The sequence below is a fragment of the Pseudoclavibacter caeni genome, from assembly GCF_008831125.1.
Taxonomy (GTDB): domain Bacteria; phylum Actinomycetota; class Actinomycetes; order Actinomycetales; family Microbacteriaceae; genus Pseudoclavibacter_A; species Pseudoclavibacter_A caeni.
The window spans coordinates 89764-106954 of record NZ_WBKA01000001.1 but is presented as its reverse complement, the minus strand read 5'-3'; the positions used below and the strand labels follow the sequence as shown (position 1 = coordinate 106954).

14 protein-coding genes and 1 tRNA gene are annotated in these 17191 nt (G+C 71.7%); 14 read left to right on the top strand and 1 reads right to left on the bottom strand.

What is annotated here, in order from left to right:
• Positions 1–49: 49 nt before the first annotated feature.
• From F8O02_RS00520 to F8O02_RS00475, 10 genes are all read left to right on the top strand, one after another.
• Positions 50–1030, top strand: coding sequence for a TadA family conjugal transfer-associated ATPase (locus tag F8O02_RS00520; RefSeq protein WP_158035242.1), 981 nt, complete (start codon positions 50–52; stop codon positions 1028–1030).
• Complete coding sequence (locus F8O02_RS00515) at positions 1027–2004, top strand: type II secretion system F family protein (RefSeq protein ID WP_158035241.1); 978 nt, start codon at positions 1027–1029, stop codon at positions 2002–2004. The genes F8O02_RS00520 and F8O02_RS00515 overlap by 4 nt, the downstream gene beginning before the upstream one ends.
• 384 nt (positions 2005–2388) lie before the next feature.
• Entirely contained in the window at positions 2389–2583 is a 195-nt protein-coding gene (locus F8O02_RS00510; protein WP_225734066.1) for a DUF4244 domain-containing protein, read from the top strand.
• Between the two features lie 38 nt (positions 2584–2621).
• Complete coding sequence (locus F8O02_RS00505; RefSeq protein WP_158035239.1) at positions 2622–2933, top strand: TadE family type IV pilus minor pilin; 312 nt, start codon at positions 2622–2624, stop codon at positions 2931–2933.
• A 38-nt stretch (positions 2934–2971) separates the two neighbouring features.
• Entirely contained in the window at positions 2972–3436 is a 465-nt protein-coding gene (locus F8O02_RS00500) for a hypothetical protein (protein ID WP_158035238.1), read from the top strand.
• Positions 3437–3669: 233 nt separating this feature from the next.
• Positions 3670–6459, top strand: a complete 2790-nt coding sequence (gene topA / locus F8O02_RS00495) for a type I DNA topoisomerase (RefSeq protein ID WP_158035237.1) — start codon at positions 3670–3672, stop codon at positions 6457–6459.
• On the top strand, positions 6456–7112 hold the full coding sequence (gene tmk / locus F8O02_RS00490; RefSeq protein ID WP_158035236.1) for a dTMP kinase: 657 nt from the start codon (positions 6456–6458) through the stop codon (positions 7110–7112). The genes topA and tmk overlap by 4 nt, the downstream gene beginning before the upstream one ends.
• Before the next feature lie 9 nt (positions 7113–7121).
• Entirely contained in the window at positions 7122–8336 is a 1215-nt protein-coding gene (locus F8O02_RS00485; protein WP_158035235.1) for a DNA polymerase III subunit delta', read from the top strand.
• The gene (locus F8O02_RS00480) at positions 8333–9859 is read left to right on the top strand and encodes an alpha/beta hydrolase (RefSeq protein ID WP_158035234.1); all 1527 of its coding nucleotides are present in this window, start codon (positions 8333–8335) and stop codon (positions 9857–9859) included. The genes F8O02_RS00485 and F8O02_RS00480 overlap by 4 nt, the downstream gene beginning before the upstream one ends.
• A gap of 93 nt (positions 9860–9952) precedes the next feature.
• A tRNA-Thr gene (locus F8O02_RS00475) sits at positions 9953–10025 on the top strand.
• A 376-nt stretch (positions 10026–10401) separates the two neighbouring features.
• On the opposite strand, the gene F8O02_RS00470 is transcribed toward F8O02_RS00475, so the two are convergent.
• Complete coding sequence (locus F8O02_RS00470) at positions 10402–12417, bottom strand: acetate--CoA ligase (protein WP_158035233.1); 2016 nt, start codon at positions 12415–12417, stop codon at positions 10402–10404.
• 378 nt (positions 12418–12795) lie between these two features.
• Between F8O02_RS00470 and F8O02_RS00465 the strand changes: the two genes are divergently transcribed.
• From F8O02_RS00465 to F8O02_RS00450, 4 genes are read left to right on the top strand one after another with little or no spacing between them, the layout of a single operon-like run.
• Positions 12796–13491 carry a GntR family transcriptional regulator gene (locus F8O02_RS00465; RefSeq protein WP_158035232.1) on the top strand — a complete coding sequence of 232 codons (696 nt, stop codon included), beginning with the start codon at positions 12796–12798 and terminating at the stop codon, positions 13489–13491.
• Positions 13478–15016, top strand: coding sequence for an MmgE/PrpD family protein (locus F8O02_RS00460; RefSeq protein WP_404821163.1), 1539 nt, complete (start codon positions 13478–13480; stop codon positions 15014–15016). The genes F8O02_RS00465 and F8O02_RS00460 overlap by 14 nt, the downstream gene beginning before the upstream one ends.
• Entirely contained in the window at positions 15016–15927 is a 912-nt protein-coding gene (gene prpB / locus F8O02_RS00455; RefSeq protein WP_158035230.1) for a methylisocitrate lyase, read from the top strand. Before F8O02_RS00460 ends, prpB begins: the two co-directional genes overlap by 1 nt.
• Before the next feature lie 26 nt (positions 15928–15953).
• Positions 15954–17084: a bifunctional 2-methylcitrate synthase/citrate synthase gene (locus F8O02_RS00450; RefSeq protein ID WP_158035229.1), complete on the top strand. Its 1131-nt coding sequence runs from the start codon at positions 15954–15956 to the stop codon at positions 17082–17084.
• Positions 17085–17191 lie beyond the last annotated feature (107 nt).

The following is a 17191-nucleotide window of genomic DNA, read 5'->3' as shown; positions in this document are numbered from 1 at the left end:
CTCCGCACCGACCGGGCGTCGTGACGCGCCGTCCGCTGCACTGGAGGGCATGAGCGACGCGGAGAGACGGCACGGCACGGCGGGGGCCGGGGGCGTCCTGGGGCTGCTGGGGCCGCTGCGCACCCTCGTCGAGCTGCCCGACGTGACGGATGTGCTCGTCACCGGGCCCGGCCGGGTGTGGATCGATCGCGGCCGCGGCATGGAGCGGGTGCCGCTGGGGCTGGGCGGCCCGGATCGCCTGCGGGCGCTCGCCACGGCGCTCATCGCGGCCGGCGGCCGGCATCTGGACGACGCCACTCCCTTCGCCGACGTGCGGCTGGGGTCGCTGCGCGTGCACGCGGTGCTGCCGCCGATCGCGGTGGGCGACGTGCAGCTGTCCATCCGCGTGCCCCGGGCCGGGCTCCACGGCCTCGACGCGCTCGCCGCCGCCGGCATGATCGATCCCACCCAGCGGGCGCTGCTCGAACGGCTCGTCGCCGACTCCGCCAGCCTGCTCATCAGCGGCGGCACCGCCGCGGGCAAGACCACCCTGTTGCGCGCGCTGCTCGAGCGCGTCCCCGCCGACGAGCGCATCGTCTGCGTCGAGGACGTCGCCGAGCTGGCGGTGCGTCATCCGCACGTCGTGCAGCTGGAGGCGCGTCAAGCGAATGCCGACGGCCGCGGCGAGGTCGGCCTCGAGGCGCTGCTGCGCCAGTCGCTGCGGATGCGCCCGGACCGCATCGTCGTCGGGGAGTGCCGCGGACCGGAGCTGATGCTCCTGCTGGCCGCGCTGAACACCGGGCACCGCGGCGGCGCCGGCACGCTCCACGCGAACTCGATCGAGGACGTCCCCGCCCGGCTCGAGGCGATGGCGCTGCTGGCCGGCGTGGGGGAGCGCGCGCTCGCCCGCCAGGCGGCGAGCGCCTTCGATGCGCTGCTGCACGTCACCCGGCACGGCGGACGCCGCCGACTCGAGGCGGTCGGCCGGCTGGAGGTCGGCGTCGACGGGCGGCTGCACGCGCGGCGACTGGGGGCGGGGAGCCGGCCGTGAACGACGAGCCCGCCCGCCTGCGTGAGGCGGCCGGTCTGCTGGTCGCGTTGTCGGGGCTGCTGGGGGCCGGGGTCCCGGTGCCCAGGGCGATCGAGCTGCTGGTCGACGAGGGCGAGGACGCGGGGCGGCGTCTGCTCGCACCGGTCCGCGACGCGGCGCACCGACAGGGGGTCGCGGCGGCGCTGACCGATGAGCTCGCCCGGCTGGAGCGGGAGCCGCGCCGGTTCGGCGCGGAGCGCGCCGCGGGGTTCGGCGCGCTGGTCGCGGCCTGGCGGCGGGTCGCCGCGATCTGGGGTGTGGCTGAGGCGAGCGGCGCCCCACTCGTGGACGCGCTGCGCCGGCTGGCCGCCGGGCTCGAGGGGATGGCGCGGGCGGTGGAGGAGGAGCACGGCGTCGCCGCGGGCCCCCGCTCGACCGCTCGGCTGCTGCAGTGGCTGCCGGTTGCCGGTGTCGCGCTCGGCGCGCTCGTGGGCGCCGACGTGCTCGGCGTGCTGTTCACGACGCCGTTCGGCTGGGGGTGCCTCGTCGCGGGCGGGGCGCTCGCCGCCGCCGGGGCGCGGTGGCAGCGGCGGATGCTGCGGGCGCTGCGTCCGCCCGATGCCTCCGACGGTCTGCTGCTGCTCGCCGTCGAGCTGGGGGTGCGGGCCGGGCGGGACGCCGACGGCGCGGTGGCCCTCGCCGTGCGGATGCTGCATCGGGCGGGGCTGCGCGAGGATCGTGCGGTCGAACGGGCCAGGCTCGACCGGCTGCTGCGGCTGTGGCGGCGCAGCGGCGTCCCGCTGGTCGGTCTACTCGACGGCGAGCGGCGTCGGCTGGAACGGGAGCGATCGACGCGGCTGCGGCAGATCGCGGCGAGCCTCGAGACCAGGCTGCTGCTGCCGCTCGGGGTGTGCGCGCTGCCCGCCTTCATCATCCTGAGCGTGTTGCCCATGATCGCCGCCGTCCTGGGCGACACCCTCGCGGTGCTCGGCTGATCCGCCCCGGGCTCATGGGGCTCGAGCCGGCGAGCGCCGGGTGGACCGCCGTGCACCCCCCGAGACCTCTCGTACGGTGCGCCGACATCGCCCGAGCCTCGGCACGCCGCCCGAGCCCGGGGCGCCGGCCATGGGCGCCGGGGCGGACTCTGCACAGGCGGCGGGGACGACCGACGCCCTGCACAGCGGTCCATGCGGGATGGAGCGGGCCATCCTCCGTCTCACACGATGGAGGCGTGACCGGCCCGGACCGCCGGGCCGGAGAGTGCCGCATCGCGGCGGAGAGGAGCGACGATCATGAGGGCGAGAGAACAGAAGCCGGTGATCGAGGCAGGGAGCACCAGGAGCGCGGGGGTCACCCGTGCTCGATGGCGATCGGGGGCGCTGCGGCTGACGGCGTGGACGGCGGGCCGCCTGCGCGCGGCGGGTCTGGAGCGCGGAGCGGCGACGGCGGAGTACGCGATCGCGATGCTCGGCGCGGTCGGCTTCGCCGGCGTGCTCGTGCTGATCCTGCGCGGGGATGAGGTGCGGCAGATCCTCACGGATCTGGTCCGCGGCGCGCTCACCTCGGCGCCATGAGCCGGGCGGTCGCCGGGCATGCTCGGCAGGCGGGCTCCGTGACCGCGGAGCTGGCGGTCGTGCTGCCGGTGCTCGTGCTCGTGCTCGCCGTGGTGGTGGGCACGGGCGCGATCGCCGCCTCGGTGCCGGTGGTGGCCGAGGCGGCGGCCGCCGCCGCGCGCAGTCTCGGCCGTGGCGAGGGCGAGACGCGGGCGGGGGCCATCGCCCGGCAGGTGCTGCCCGGCGCGGAGATCGGCTTCGAGCGATCCGGCGATCTGCGGTGTGCCCGGGTGTCGGCGCCCGCACGACTGCTGGGGGTGCCGGTGGCCCGGATCGACGAGCGGGTGTGCGTGCCGGGAGACGGACGATGACCGCGCGGCGACCGGGGCGCCCGCCCGGGGAGACGACCATGTCCGCCGGTGTGTCGGCTTCCGGTCGGGCGTCGGGCGCCGGGCAGCGGGGCAGCGTCCCCGTCGCCGTGGCCTTGCTGGTCGCCGCCGCGCTGCTCGCCGTCACCATCGCGGCGGTGGTGCCGCTGCAACGACGGCACGGCCTGGCTCGGGCGGTGGCGGGCGTGGCCGCGCTGCAGGCCTCGCACGCCCAGCGCGGGCTGGTGGCCGACGATCCCTGCGGCCGGGCGCAGCAGGTGGCCGCCGCGCATGGTGCCACGGTCATGGCGTGCGACGAGACGGATCGCGGCATGCTGGTGACGGTCCGGATCGACACCCCGTTCGGCGGGGCGGAGTCGACCGCGCACGCCGGGCGACCCGATACCGGCGGCGAGCGATCCGCGGCGGGGGATCCGCCGGGCGACCTGATGGCGACGTCCGGGGCGTGCGGCAGGCGCTGGCGGGCGAGCGGCGGGGCGGACTGACGTGTGGCGGGCGTGCAACCGGAGCCCCTGCGGCCGAGCGGCGGACGAACCGGGCCGCTTTGGCCGTCCTCCGGGCGCTCCCCTATATTGGGGAGGCGACAGGCACCGTCCGGGCCGGTCGCCGGGATGCGTCCGCCGGGCACCGATCGTCGTCGCTCCGACTCGTGGCGGCGGCGCGCGAGCCGACCGTCGGAATGCGACACCGCGCACGGCGCGGACTCAAGGGAGTGCAAGTGGCACACACGAAGAGACTGGTCATCGTCGAGTCCCCGGCGAAGGCGAAGACCATCGGCCGATACCTGGGCGACGGATACACGGTGCTCGCCTCGGTGGGGCACATCCGCGACCTCATCGAGCCGAAGAACTTGCCGCCGGAGCTCAAGAAGGGGTCGCTCGGGAAGTTCTCGGTCGACGTCGACAACGGGTTCGAACCGTACTACGAGGTGAGCGCCTCGAAGCGCAAGACCGTGGCCGAGTTGAAGCGGGCGCTCAAGGACGCCGACGAGCTGTACCTCGCCACTGATGAGGATCGCGAGGGAGAGGCGATCGCCTGGCACCTGCTGCAGGTGCTCAAGCCGAAGGTCCCGGTGCACCGCATGGTGTTCCACGAGATCACCAAGGAGGCCATCGACCGGGCGAAGGAGAACACCCGCGAGCTCGACACGGCCCTGGTCGACGCGCAGGAGACCCGGCGCATCCTCGACCGGCTCTACGGCTACGAGATCTCCCCGGTGCTGTGGCGCAAGGTCGGCCCCGGCCTGTCCGCCGGCCGCGTCCAGTCCGCGGCGACGCGGCTCGTGGTCGAGCGTGAGCGCGAGCGGATGGCCTTCCATCCCGCCGAGTACTGGGACGTCACCGTGCAGGCGGCCACGGACGACGCCGAGTCGTTCGAGGCGCGTCTGGTCTCGTACGGCGGCGTGCGCACCGCCACCGGGCGCGACTTCGACGACCAGGGGCAGCTGAAGTCCGCCGCCCACGTGCTCACCGAGGCGGAGGCGACCGGGCTCGCCGACGCGCTCGAGAACGCGCGACTCGAGGTCGCGTCCGTCGAGGCGAAGCCCTACCGGCGGCGTCCGGCGGCGCCGTTCACCACCTCGACGCTGCAGCAGGAGGCCGCGCGCAAGCTGCGCTTCTCCGCCCGCCAGACGATGAGTCTCGCCCAGGGGCTGTACGAGAACGGCTACATCACCTACATGCGAACCGACTCCCCGGTGCTCTCCCACCAGGCGGTCGAGGCGGCGCGCACGCAGGCCCGCGCCCTGTACGGCGAGCAGTCGGTGCCGGAGCGGCCCAGGGTGTACACCGGCAAGGCCAAGAACGCGCAGGAGGCGCACGAGGCGATCCGCCCTGCGGGCGATCACTTCCGGCTGCCCAGGGAGCTCGCCGGCACCCTGCGCGGCGATGAGCTGCGCCTGTACGAGCTGATCTGGAAGCGCACCGTCGCCTCGCAGATGGCCGACGCCACCGGCTCCACCGCGACCGCGCAGCTGCGCTACGACGGCCGGGGGCTCCAGGCGGGCTTCACCGCGTCCGGCACGGTCATCACGTTCCGCGGGTTCCTCGACGCATACGAGGAGGGGCAGGACGCCTCCCGTCACGCCGACGGGGAGCGCGGCCGCGAGCGGCGCCTGCCCGCACTCGTCGCGGGGCAGTGGACGGGGGTGACCGAGGCGTCCCCGAAACGGCACGAGACGCTGCCGCCGCCGCGCTACACCGAGGCGAGCCTGGTGAAGACCCTCGAGGAGCTGGGGATCGGCCGCCCCTCGACGTACGCCGCGATCATCTCCACGATCGTCGACCGGGGGTACGTCACCCGCAAGGGCCAGACCCTCGTGCCCACCTGGGTGGCGTTCTCCGTGATCCGCCTGCTCGAGCAGCACTTCGGGTCGCTGGTCGACTATGACTTCACCGCCGAGATGGAGAGCGACCTCGACCGCATCGCCGCCGGCGAGGAGGACCGTCGGCACTGGCTGCACCAGTTCTACTTCGGTGAGGGCGACCATCCGGGGCTGCGGTCGGTGATCGACGACCTCGGCGAGATCGACGCGCGAGCCATCAACACGACGCCCATCACCGATGACATCGCCCTGCGCATGGGGCGGTTCGGGCCGTATCTCGAGCAGACGGTCGAGGGCGCCGACCAGCCGCGCCGGGTCAGCCTGCCCGAGGGCATGGAGCCCGACGAGCTGACGCCCCAGACGGCCCGCGAGATCCTCGACCGACCCAGCGGCGATCGCGAGCTCGGGGTGAACCCGGTCACCGGGCACGCGGTCGTGGTCCGCTCCGGGCGGTTCGGCCCCTACGTGACCGAGACCCTGCCGGAGGGAGAGGAGTGGCCGAAGGGCGAGAAGGCCCCGACCGCCTCGCTGTTCCGCAGCATGGATCCCGCGACGGTGGGACTGCCCGACGCGCTGCGGCTGCTCGCGTTGCCCCGCACGATCGGCGAGCTCGACGGCGAGCCCGTCCAGGCGCTCAACGGCCGCTATGGACCGTACCTGAAGCACGGCAAGGAGACCCGGTCGCTGCCTGACGAGGAGGCGATCTTCACCACAACGCTTGACCAGGCGAAGGAGATCCTCGCCCAGCCGAAGTACGGCGGCCGTCGCACGGCGAAGCCGCCGCTGGTGGCCTTCGACCGCCCGGATCCGGTCAGCGGCGGCGCGGTGGTGGTCAAGGACGGGCGCTTCGGCCCCTACGTGACCGACGGCGAGGTCAACGCGACCGTGCCGAAGGCCGAGGATGCGGAGCACCTCACCTTCGAGCGCGCCGTCGAGCTGCTCGCGATCAAACGAGAGAAGGGCCCGGCGAAGCGGCGCACCGCGAAGAAGGCCACGGCCAAGAAGACGACGGCCAAGAAGGCCACGGCCAAGAAGGCGACGGCCAAGAAGGCGACGGCCAAGAAGGCCACGGCCAAGAAGGCCACGGCGGGGTCGACCGCGAGGAAGACCGCGGGGTCGGCCGCGAAGAAGGCGCCGGCGAAGCAGTCCGCTGCGGGGTCGACCGGGGCCGGCGAGGACGCGTGAGCGGGCTCTTCGTCACTGTCGAGGGCATTGACGGGACTGGCAAGTCGACCCAGGTGCGTCGGCTCGCCGCGGCACTCCGCGCCGAGGGACGGGAGGTCGTCGAGACACTCGAGCCCGGGGGCACGGCGCTCGGCCGCGCGCTGCGCGAGCTGCTGCTGCATACGGACGGCCCCGTCGACGCGCGCGCCGAGGCGCTGCTGTACGCGGCCGATCGTGCCCAGCACGTCGCCCGGGTCATCGACCCGGCGCTCGCCGCGGGGGCGGTGGTGCTCTGCGACCGTTACCTCGACTCGTCCATCGCCTATCAGGGCGCCGGGCGCAGCCTCTCCGCCGACGAGATCCGCGGGCTGTCGCTGTGGGCCACCGGGGGACGGCTGCCTGACCTGACCGTGCTGCTCGACCTGCCCGTCGCCGAGGCAGGCGTGCGGCGCGCACGCAAGGGCGAGGCCCCGGACCGGCTCGAGCGGGAGGACGGCGCGTTCCACGAGCGCGTGCGGCGGGCGTTCCTCGATCTCGCCGACGCCGAGCCGGAGCGATTCCTCGTGGTCGACGCGCGCCAGAGCGCCGATCGCATCGCGGCACGGGCCCTCGACCGCGTCCACGCTCTCCACCCCGCGTCAGACGCGGCGCACGGCGTCAGCGGCGGCCGCTAGGCTGCTGCCATGACGACCGATCTCCACGCCGCCGCGCCTGCCGCGTCCCACGCGGCCGAGCCCGAGCTGCCGTCGACCAGCCGGCTGCGCGCCTTGGTCGGCCAGCCGGAGGTCGTGGCCGGGCTCGCGCGCACCATCGCCCACGCCGACGACCCACGCGTCATGACGCACGCCTGGCTGTTCACGGGCCCGGCCGGCTCGGGGCGCTCCGTCGCCGCCCGGGCGTTCGCCGCGGAGCTGCAGGCCGCGGGCGCGGCCGACCCCGACCGGCAGCGCGCGCTCGTCGACGCTGACACGCATCCCGACGTCCAGGTGCTCGCGACCGAGGCGATGACTCTCGCGGTGGCCGACGTGCGCCGCATGGTGCGCGAGGCACAGCTGTCGCCCTCGGTCGGCCGCTGGCGCATCCAGATCATCGAGGACGCCGACCGGATGACCGAGTACACCTCGAACGCCCTGCTGAAGTCGCTGGAGGAGCCGCCCGAGCGCACGGTCTGGATGCTCTGCGCACCGGCCGCCTCCGACCTGCTGCCGACGATCCGCTCCCGGGTGCGCGTCGTCCGCCTCGGCACCCCCGCGCCGGAGGCGATCGCCGAGCTGCTGCAGCGGGAGAGCGGGGTGGACGCGGCGCTCGCCTTCCAGTGCGCCCGGGCGGCACAGTGCCACATCGGCATGGCCCGCCGGCTGGCCACGAACGCCGAGGCCAGGCAGCGACGGCACGACTCGCTCACCGCGCTGCTGGGCGTGCGCTCGCTGGCCGGCGCGATGGGGGTCTCCCGTGACCTGCTCGCGATCGCCCGCGCCGACGCCGACGCCCTCGTCGGCGACGAGGAACGACAGGAGCGCACCCGGCTGCTGCGTCAGATGGGCCTCGGCCCGGACGACACGGTGCCGCCCCGCCTGCGCTCCCAGCTGCGGGAGGCCGAGGACCGGTGGAAGCGGCGGGCGAAGCGCGCTCTCGTCGACGGCGTCGACCGGGTGCTCACCGACGCCCAGAGTCTGCTGCGCGACGCGCTCGTTACCGTGCTCGACCCCGGTCGCGACCTCGTCAACGCGGATCTCGCCGCCGATCTCGCGGCCTTCCGTGCCCGGTACACGAGCGTGCAGCTGCTGCGGATGATCGACGCCGCCGACGAGGCGCGCGCGCAGCTCGCCCGCAACGTGTCGCCCGCGCTCGTGCTTGACGCCTTCCTCGCCGCGCTCGTGCCGGGGGTGCTGGCGTGACCGCCGGGAGGCGGATCGCCCGGGTGCTCGCGATCCTCTCCGCGGCCGTGCTCGTGCTGACCGGCTGTGCGACGACGGACGACGGGCCGCTCGTCGACGACGCCGTCGCCGAGGAGCTGCGCCCGTTCTACGAGCAGACGCTCGATTGGGCGGCCTGCGGCGACGACGCGCAGTGCGCCGATCTCACCGTGCCGCTCGACTGGGACGACCCGCAGGGCGAGACGATCACGGTGGCGGTCACCCGACACCGCGCCGCGCACGGCACCGGCCGGGCGCTCGTGATGAACCCGGGCGGCCCCGGCGCCCCCGCGCTAGACTACGTGCGAGACGCGCAGTACCGCGACTACTTCTTCGGCGACGCGCTGCAGGACGCGTTTGACCTGGTGAGCATCGACCCCCGCGGGGTGCACGGCGAGTCCTCGGCCGTGCGCTGCTACGACGCGCAGCAGATGGACCACTACCTGTACGATCTGCCCCAGCACGCCCGCGGCACCGCCGAGTACCGGGCCGAGGCCGACGCCGACGCGAAGGCCTTCGGCGCGGCGTGCCAGTCGAACACGGGCGCGCTGTTGGAGCACGTCGACACTGTCAGCGTGGCGCGTGACCTCGACGCCCTGCGCGCCGTGCTCGGCCAGTCGACGCTCGACTACCTCGGGTATTCGTACGGCACCCGCATCGGGGCCGTCTTCGCCGACCTGTTCCCGCAGCGGGTCGGCTCGTTCGTCCTCGACGGCGCGGTCGATCCGTCGCTGTCAGCGGAGGACATGGCCGTGGAGCAGACCGAGGGATTCGCGCAGGCCGCGCGGTCGTACCTCGACTCCTGCGTCGCCCAGCGCGCCTGCCCGTTCACCGGCACGACCGACGAGGCCGAGCAGCAGCTCGCCGACCTCGTGGCCGGTCTCGACGCGCATCCGCTCACGGCGTCCGACGGACGCCGCCTCGGCTCCGCCACGATGCTCACGGCGATCTCGGCGGCGCTGTACGCGCGCACCCAGTGGTCCACGCTGTCCCAGGCGCTCACCGACGTGCGCGACGGGGATCCGACCGGCGCGATGGCGCTCGCCGACTCGTACTACGCACGGGATGCGGACGGCACGTACGAGGACAACAGCACGGAGGTGCTCACCGCCGTCAACTGCATCGATCTGCCGACCGACCAGACCGAGGTCGGGGTGCAGCGGCTCGATGAGCGGCTGCGCGAGGCCGGCGGGGTGTTCGGCGAGCTCTCCGCCGACGGCACGCCGATGTGCGACCAGTGGCCGGTGGCCGCGACGGGCAGTCCCCATCGCATCAGCGCGACGGGGTCCGGGCCGATCATGGTCATCGGCACGACGGGCGATCCAGCGACGCCGTACGCCTGGGCCCAGTCGCTGGCCGACCAGCTCGACGAGGGCTTCCTCGTCACGAACGTCGGCGAGGGACACACCGCCTACCGGGCGACGGCCTCGACCTGCGTCACGGACGCGGTGGAGCGCTTCCTCGTCGACGGGACGCGCCCCGAGGAGGGCCTGCGCTGCTCCTGACGCCGACCGGTGACGACGGGCCATGCCGTGCCGCGTGGATGTGCGTGGGGCGTCGGGGTCTGGTAGGATACTGGACTGTGCCGCAGACACTCGGCCACCTTAGCTCAGTCGGTAGAGCACTTCACTCGTAATGAAGGGGTCGCGAGTTCGATTCTCGCAGGTGGCTCTCCTGATCGCCCCCGCCGTTCTCGGCGGGGGCGATTCCCGTCTCCAGCCACTGCACCGGACAGCTGATCAATCAGTGCCACGGCCCCGCGCTCACGCCCACGAGGATGCCACAGAGGCGTGGCCGGAATCGATGAGCACCCCGAGACCGGCCATGCGGTCGGCGGGATCCCGGTCGATCCGTGTCCCGCTGCCGTCACCGGTCCGACCGGAGCACCGGCTGTACGACGAGCTGTGCGCCCGGCCGACGGAGAGGAGATGGGGAAAGGCCTGCGGACATGAGGAACCGGCCCGGCTCATGTCCCCCGAGATGAGCCGGGCCGGTGTGGGCGCGCTGGAGCCTCCCCCGAAGCCCTAGCGCGGTCTGTGGGTGCGCGTCAGGCCGGACTGGCCTCTTGAGCGGGCTCCGCGGCCGCGGCCTGAGCCCTGGCCTGCTGGGCCTCCTCCTTCTCGCGCAGGTAGGTGTGCACCGCGATCTGCACCTGGGTGAGCACCGCGGTGTCCTCGATCGTGGGCGGAACGATGAGTTTCTCGCCGTTGACCAGCTGGCGCAGGTTCTTGCGCAGGATCTTGCCGGAGCGGGTCTTGGGCAGGCCGTGCACGACCACGACGTCCTTGAACGACGCGACCGCGCCGAGCTCCCCGCGCACCTTCTGGATGAGTTCCTTGCGCAGCACTGGCTCCGGGGTGTCCACGCCGTGCTTGAGCACGACGAACCCGAACGGCTTCTCGCCCTTGAGGGCGTCGGCCGCGCCGATGACGGCGGCCTCGGCGACGGCCTGGTGAGCGGCCAGGATGCCTTCCATCTGTCCGGTGCTCAGCCGGTGGCCGGCGACGTTGATGACGTCGTCCGTGCGGCCCATTACATAGACGTAGCCCTCACGGTCGATGTAGCCCGAGTCGCCGGTGAGGTAGTAGCCGGGGAACGGCTTGAGATAGCAGCGGAAGTAGCGCTTGTGCTTCCGCCACAGTGTGGTGAGCGTGCCCGGCGGCATCGGCTGCTTGATGACGATGTTGCCCTCGCCGAGCGTCGGCACGGGGTTGCCCTCATCGTCGAGGATCTGCACGTTGAATCCCGGGGTGGGCAGGCCGCCCGAGCCGGCGCGCGACTCGACTGACTGCAGGCCGATGAAGTTGCCGGTGATCGCCCAGCCGGTCTCCGTCTGCCACCAGTGGTCGACGACCTTCGGGTGGACGTTGGCCACGGCCCAGTGGTACGTGTCCGGATCCGTGCGCTCGCCGGCCAGGAACAGCGCCTGCAGCGACGAGATGTCGAACTTCTTGATCAGCTCGCCCTGCGGGTCCTCCTTGCGGACGGCGCGGATGGCGGTCGGCGCGGTGAAGAACGAGCGCACCTTGTACTTCTCGATGATGCGCCAGAACTGGGCGGCGTCCGGGGTGCCCACGGGCTTGCCCTCGTAGACGAGGGTGGCGGCGCCGGCGATGAGCGGGCCGTAGATGATGTAGCTGTGGCCGACGACCCAGCCGACGTCGGAGGCCGTCCACATGACCTGGCCGGCCTCGATGTTGTACAGGTTCCTCATCGACCACGACAGCGCGACCGCATAGCCGCCGGTGTCGCGCACGACGCCCTTCGGAGCGCCGGTGGTGCCCGAGGTGTACAGGATGTACAGCGGATGCGTCGCGACGACGGGGACGGGATCGTGCGGCGCGGCCTGGGTCATCTCCTGATCCCAGTCGTACCAGTCGACGTCGACGATGTCGGCGACCCACTCAGTGCCGTCCTTCGCACCGCCGGGGATCTCGGGGCGGTCTTTGACGATGACGGCGTCGACGAACGCGTCGGAGAGGGCGAGCGCCTCGGCGACGATGGGCAGGTACTCGACGATGCGGTTGGGCTCGATGCCGCCGTCGGCGGTGACGATGACCTTCGGTTTCGCGTCGTTGATGCGTGACGCGAGCTCCTTGGCGGCGAACCCGCCGAACACCACGGAGTGCACGGCGCCGAGTCGGGCGCAGGCGAGGGATGCGATGAGTGCCTCGGGGATCATCGGCATGTAGATGACGACCCGGTCGCCCAGGCCGACGCCGTGGGAGGCGAGCACACCGGCGAAGCGGGCGACCTCGTCACGCAGCTCGTTGAACGTGTACACACGCGATTTGTTCGTCACCGCGGATTCATAGATGAGGGCCTGGCGGTCGCCCCGGCCGGCCTCGATGTGCCGGTCCAGCGCGTTGTACGACATGTTCAGTGTGCCGTTGGGGAACCACTGGTATTCGGGTGCGTTGGACGAGTCCAGGGCCTGGGTGGGCTCGGACACCCAGTCGATGCCCTTCGCTGCGTCGAGCCAGAAGGTCTCCGGATCCTCGATGCTCTGTCGGTACGCGCGGCCATAGGCGCCCTCGCGCACCTGCTCTCGCGTGATGTTCATCGTGTGCCTCCTCATTGAGTGCTGCACTGCGAGGATGACGACACGACGGCTCTGTCGCGCTGCGTCCTCGGAGCGTGGGACTCACTATACCGACGGTGTATACACAGCTGCAACCCTGACGGCGCGCGGGGTTCGCGGATCGACCGTCTCCAGTTCGCCTGTGGCGGGGGATCGGGGTCGTCGGGGGTGAGGAGAGGGCATCGAACCGTCAGCCACGGCGTGTCGGGGCGGTCCTCTCGGCGTGTCGCACCGGCTGGAGGACGCGTCGGGGCGTCGAGAGGCGCTTCTCCGACGAGTGTGTCGGTGATGTATACATCGGACGACGTTTGTGTATACACTGAAGGCGCAATCGATCACCGCCGACCGAGAGGGGAGCGCATGCGCGCCGGAGACCGGGCCTATGTGACCCTTCGGGAGGAGATCACCAACGGAGATCTGCCGGCGGGCACGGTGCTCGGCGAGGTCGAGCAGGCCACCCGTCTCGGGGTGTCCCGCACCCCGGTCAGAGAGGCCATCCGCCGGCTGATCGGCGAGGGGCTGGCCGTCCGCCGCGAGCGCGGCGTCGAGGTCACCGAGGTCTCGCTCGACAACATCCGCGAGCTGTACGACGTCCGCGTCGCGCTGGAGTGCCAGGCCGCCCGACTGGCCGCGCGCAACCGGGATCCCGAGGTGTTCGAGACCCTCGAGGCGGCGTTCGACGACGTCAGCGGGCTGCTCGACGACCGCGACGGACTCCGGCGGGACTACTACGCGCTCGTCGCCCGGTTCGACGACGCGATCGACGACGCCGTCGACAACCCCTACCTGGTGGCGGCGATGCGCACGGTGCGCACGCATCTGGCCCGAATCCGCCACATGGCCCGGTCGGATCGCTCGCGGCTGCTCGACGCCGCGCGCGAGCACGCGCTCATCGTGCACGCGATCATCGAGGGCAACGGCGAGCTCGCCGCGCACGCCACGCACGTGCACCTGTACAACAGTCTGTCCCATCGGCTGGCGAAGGCCGTCAGCCTCGAGGGTCACACCGCTGACGCCGTCAGCCCAGATGAAGGAGATGCTCGTGAAACAGCATGACGTCCGTGTGTACCGCAGCGAGGAGAACCTGCCTCGCACGCAGCAGCTGGCCTGGAAGATTGCCGAGGTCGCCGCAGACCCCGTCGAGGTGACCCCGGAGGTCACCGACCAGGTCATCAACCGGGTCATCGACAACGCCTCGGTCGCCGCCGCGTCGCTCATGCGCGGTCCGATCATCGCCGCGCGCTCGCAGGCGAAGGCGCATCCGATCACCGATGGCGGCGGCTCGACCGTCTTCGGCCTGCCCGTGCCGCAGCGCTTCTCGCCGGAGTGGGCCACCTGGGCCAACGGCGTGGCCGTGCGTGAGCTCGACTACCACGACACGTTCCTCGCCGCCGAGTACTCGCACCCCGGCGACAACATCCCGGCGATGATCGCCGTGGCGCAGCACATGTCGGGCCGCGGATCCCAGCCGGTCACCGGGCACGACGTCGTGCGCGGCATCGCCACCGGCTATGAGATTCAGGTCGACCTGACCAAGGCCATCGACCTGCACTCGCACAAGATCGACCACATCGCGCACCTCGGCCCGTCGATCGCGGCCGGGCTCGGCACGCTGCTGCACCTCGACCCGGAGGTCATCTTCCAGGCGATCGGTCAGGCGCTGCACACCACCACCCAGACGCGCCAGTCTCGCAAGGGGCAGATCTCGACCTGGAAGTCGCACGCCCCGGCGTTCGCCGGCAAGCAGGCGGTCGAGGCCGTCGACCGCGCGATGCGCGGCCAGACGAGCCCGGAGCCGATCTGGGAGGGCGAGGATGGCGTGATCGCGTGGCTGCTCGACGGCCCTGACGCGCACTACTCGGTGCCGCTGCCCGAGCCCGGCGAGGCGAAGCGGGGCATCCTCGACACCTACACCAAGGAGCACTCGGCAGAGTACCAGGCGCAGGCGTGGATCGATCTGGCGCGCCGGCTGCACAACGAGCACCCGGAGCTGGCCGATCCGAAGAACGTCAAGTCGATCGTGCTGCACACCTCGAACCACACGCACGTCGTGATCGGCTCGGGCGCGAACGACCCGCAGAAGTACGATCCGACGGCGACGCGCGAGACGCTGGACCACTCGGTGCCGTACATCTTCGCCGTCGCCCTGCAGGATGGTGGCTGGGATCACGTCGCTTCCTACACGCCGGAGCGCGCGGGCCGGCCCGACACCGTCGAGCTATGGCACAAGATCACCACCACGGAGGATCCCGAGTGGACCCGCCGCTACCATTCGCTCGACCCGAAGGAGAAGGCGTTCGGCGGTCGCGCCGAGATCGAGCTGACGGACGGCTCGCACATCTCCGCGGAGATCGCCGTCGCCGACGCTCACCCGCTGGGCGCCCGCCCGTTCGCCCGCGCGAACTACATCGCCAAGTTCAAGACGCTCGCCGAGCCGGTGCTCGAGGCCGAGGAGATTGAGCGGTTCCTCGACGTCGCCCAGCGTCTCGACACGCTGAAACCCGAGGAGCTCGGGCAGCTCACCATCGTGGCGAAGCCCGGCCTGCTCGAGAGTGTCGCCGATCCGAAGGGAATCTTCTGATGCTGTACTCCAAGACCACACCCGAGGCCAAACGCCGCGCCTTCCGCGAGGGGCTGACCAGCGGCCGGCTGCTGCGCTTCCCCGGCGCGTTCAACGCCCTGAGCGCGAAGCTCATCCAGAAGAAGGGCTTCGAAGGCGTCTACGCCTCCGGCGGCGTGCTCGCCAACGACCTGGGGCTGCCTGACATCGGACTGACCACGCTCACAGAGGTGGCCGGTCGCGTGCACACCTACGCGCGGGCCACCGACCTGCCCGTGCTCGTCGACGCCGACACCGGCTTCGGCGAGGCGATGAACGTCGCACGCACCGTGCAGGAGCTCGAGGACGCCGGCGTGGCCGGCATCCACATCGAGGATCAGGTCAACCCGAAGCGCTGCGGCCACCTCGACGGCAAGCAGGTCGTCGACCAGGCCACCGCGGTCAACCGCATCAAGGCGGCCGTCGACGCGCGCCGGGACGACAACCTCGTCATCCTCGCCCGCACCGACATCCGCGGCTCCGAGGGGCTGCAGGCGGCGATCGACCGGGCCAAGGCACTCATCGACGCCGGCGCCGACGGCATCTTCCCAGAGGCGCTGCGCGACCTGGGCGAGTTCGAGGCCTTCCGCAAGGCCGTCGACGCCCCGCTGCTGGCGAACATGACCGAGTTCGGCAAGAGCGAGCTGTTCACCAACCAGCAGCTGGAGGATCTCGGGTTCAACCTGGTGATCTACCCGGTGTCGCTGCAGCGGCTCGCTCTGGGCGCCGCCGAGCGCGGGCTCGACACGATCATCGCCGAGGGCAGCCTGCGCTCGCAGGTCGAGAGCATGCAGACCCGCGCGGATCTGTACGACCTCGTCGACTACGCCGCCTACAACGAGTTCGACACGTCGGTGTTCAACTTCGACGTCGAGCGCGACAACTACCACTGATTCCAGCATTCGAAGGAGAGACGCCAATGAGCGAGATCTACAAGGGCCTGGCCGGGGTGCCGGTCGACTACACCGCCATCTCGAAAGTGAACCCGGAGACCAACTCGCTGCTGTACCGGGGCTACCCGGTGCAGGAGCTCGCGGCGACGCAGCCGTTCGAGTCGGTCGCCTATCTGCTGTGGCACGGCGAGCTGCCCACCGAGGAGCAGCTCGGTGAGTTCGAGTCGACCGAGCGCTCGCTGCGCGGCCTCGACGCCAACGTCAAGGCCGTCATCGACTCGCTGCCGACCGACTGCCACCCGATGGACGTGGTGCGCACCGCCGTCAGCGTGATCGGCGCGAACGACCCGAAGACCGCGGACGAGTCGCCCGAGGCCGAGCTGGAGAAGGCGATCAACCTGTTCGCCAAGCTTCCGTCGATCGTCGCATACGACCAGCGCCGTCGCCGTGGCGAGGAGTTCGTGACCCCGGATCCGGAGCTCGACTATTCGGCGAACTTCCTGTGGCAGACCTTCGGTCGCAAGCCCGACGACTTCGAGGTCGACGCGTTCCGCGTGTCGCTCATCCTCTACGCGGAGCACTCGTTCAACGCGTCGACGTTCACCGCGCGGGTGATCACCTCGACGCTGAGCGACCTGTACTCGGCGGTCACCGGTGCGATCGGCGCTCTCAAGGGCCCGCTGCACGGTGGCGCGAACGAGGCGGTGCTGCACGAGTTCGAGGAGATCGGCTACGACGGCGACGTCGAGCAGAAGGCGTATGACTGGCTGCAGGCCGCGTTCGCCGAGAAGAAGAAGATCATGGGCTTCGGTCACCGCGTGTACAAGAAGGGCGACTCGCGCGTCCCGACGATGCAGAAGGCGACCTACGAGCTCATCGAGCGCTACGACCGTCCCGAGATCAAGCGTCTGTACGAGGCGCTCGCGAAGGAGATGGACGAGGCGAAGGGCATCAAGCCGAACCTGGACTACCCGGCTGGGCCGGCGTACTACCTGCTCGGCTTCGACATCCCGACGTTCACGCCCATCTTCGTCGCCGCTCGCGTGACGGGCTGGACGGCGCACATCATCGAGCAGCGCGCGAACAACGCGCTCATCCGGCCGCTGTCGCTGTACAACGGCGTCGACGAGCGCCACGTGCCCGGCTTCGAGGGCTGAGTCACTCGCGGACCGGCCGGCGGTATCGTGAGGCATCCGCAGGCCGGCTCGGCTGACGGAACGGGGCGGGACACACATCCATGCGGATGTGGTGTTCCGCCCCGTTC

What these genes read in the sequence shown, in the direction of transcription:
- F8O02_RS00520 (WP_158035242.1), top strand. Translation starts at nt 50, where the DNA reads ATGAGCGACGCGGAGAGACGGCACGGCACGGCGGGGGCCGGGGGCGTC.
- F8O02_RS00500 (WP_158035238.1), top strand. Translation starts at nt 2,972, where the DNA reads ATGTCCGCCGGTGTGTCGGCTTCCGGTCGGGCGTCGGGCGCCGGGCAG.
- F8O02_RS00485 (WP_158035235.1), top strand. Translation starts at nt 7,122, where the DNA reads ATGACGACCGATCTCCACGCCGCCGCGCCTGCCGCGTCCCACGCGGCC.
- F8O02_RS00470 (WP_158035233.1), bottom strand. Translation starts at nt 12,417, where the DNA reads ATGAACATCACGCGAGAGCAGGTGCGCGAGGGCGCCTATGGCCGCGCG.
- F8O02_RS00465 (WP_158035232.1), top strand. Translation starts at nt 12,796, where the DNA reads ATGCGCGCCGGAGACCGGGCCTATGTGACCCTTCGGGAGGAGATCACC.
- prpB (WP_158035230.1), top strand. Translation starts at nt 15,016, where the DNA reads ATGCTGTACTCCAAGACCACACCCGAGGCCAAACGCCGCGCCTTCCGC.
- F8O02_RS00450 (WP_158035229.1), top strand. Translation starts at nt 15,954, where the DNA reads ATGAGCGAGATCTACAAGGGCCTGGCCGGGGTGCCGGTCGACTACACC.